Source organism: uncultured Tyzzerella sp. (assembly GCF_963558545.1).
GTDB lineage: Bacteria > Bacillota > Clostridia > Lachnospirales > CAG-274 > Tyzzerella.
Genome location: NZ_CAUWHO010000115.1, coordinates 1 through 1,675, shown reverse-complemented (window position 1 = coordinate 1,675; position 1,675 = coordinate 1). Strand labels below are relative to the sequence as shown.

The window sequence follows — 1,675 nt, the reverse complement described above, 5'->3', positions numbered from 1 at the left end:
CCACTTTTTAATTAGCAATATTTTTATAGATAGCTTTGAATTTTTAAATAAATTGTATAATAATAGAATATAATTCCTATAAATTTTATTTTTTTAAAAATTTTAATGTTAATAAATGTAATTTATTTTCATATATTTAACAATAAAACTAAAATATTTTTCTTTATTTTTTAGATATTTTGTATTTAAAAATATATTTTGTTTATATGTATATAAATAACATTATTTAAATATATAAAAAAAGAACAACTATATTTAAAATAGGTGCTCTCTTTTTATATATTTATATAATATTTATTTAATAAATAATGTATCTAATACGCTATAATAATATTTTAATCATTATCTACACCAAGAGGATATGTTAAATATTTAACTGTTTCAAGTTTATCACAAGTTACATACCCAGCAGGAGCTTTTAATAAAGATGGTATCCTATTTACAACCGTTGCACAAGTATGCTCTACTGTAGCTGGCTTTACAACGTGGTATTCTGTTCTAGGTTCTCCTTCTATTATCCAGTCACACATATCTCCATCATTTGGGCCATATACTTTGCCAATTGTTTCTTCTTCTATAATAATACCCTGATATGTTTCTATTGTAACAACCGCAGACATACCTATACAATTACCAGCTTTTATAGTTTTACCTAATGTTTCGCTATATAAGTCAGTATCTATTATACAAGGAACATTTTTTTGTGTAATAGACTTAATCGTTAAACCAAGTTTACTAGCCATAGCCTCACTTGAATTCCACGCATAAGATGGTATATCTACTTCTGGATGTGCAATTTCTTTTTCAAACTGTTCTGGCGTCAAATCACAACCGTGTGCCTGAGCTAAAGCTAACCCATATTCATCAACATTATATGAAAAAGCACCTTTTATTTTTGTTATATTATGACAACCTGCAGTAGCCATAGCAACCATATTAATCCAAAAAATATCTTGCATACCAGAACCTGTAATAGTACAACAATTTTCTTTTGCTAATCGGTCTAGTTTGTTAATTCGACAAGCATCTGTAGTCCAAGGATAAATAGCTTCCTCACAAGTTGTAATTACATTTATTCCTCTTTTTACACATTTTTCCATATGTTCATAAATTTCGTTTACAAAACTAAATAATGTAACAATAGCAACATCTGCATCACATTCATCAAGCACTTTATCTGCATCAGATGATATAGTAACACCTGTCTTTACACCAAGTTCGGCAAAATCTCCAACGTCCATACCCACTACGTCTGGATTTACATCAATTGCACCTACAATTTGTGCTCCCTTTTCATATAAATAACGAAGAATATATTTTGACATTTTTCCACAACCATATTGTACAACTTTAATTTTTTTCATAAACAGAGTCCTCCTTTTGTTTAACAGCATTCTTTTAATGTCTAATGTATGATTATAATACATTTTTTATTAAAACAATGCTATATAAAATTTATATATTTATTTTGTTAAAATTTAACAACAAATTTAAAGCTTAAAAATATTATTACTTACTATTTACATATTAAGCTCTATATAGCTTAATATAATATGACTTAATATATAGTATCCAAATTAATTTATAATTATTCTTTACTAAATATTTTGATATTTTTATAATATTTAATTATATTTAATAGCTATAAAACATTTTAGGTAAATACGTTTTAATT

1 protein-coding gene is annotated in these 1,675 nt (G+C 25.6%); it reads right to left on the bottom strand.

Annotated elements, in window-relative coordinates:
* Positions 1 to 335: 335 nt before the first annotated feature.
* The gene (locus R5Z65_RS10065) at positions 336 to 1,364 is read right to left on the bottom strand and encodes a dihydrodipicolinate reductase (RefSeq protein WP_317368926.1); all 1,029 of its coding nucleotides are present in this window, start codon (positions 1,362 to 1,364) and stop codon (positions 336 to 338) included.
* Positions 1,365 to 1,675: the final 311 nt, after the last annotated feature.

Coding starts and splice junctions, on each gene's coding strand:
- R5Z65_RS10065 (WP_317368926.1), bottom strand. CDS start 1,364: ATGAAAAAAATTAAAGTTGTACAATATGGTTGTGGAAAAATGTCAAAA.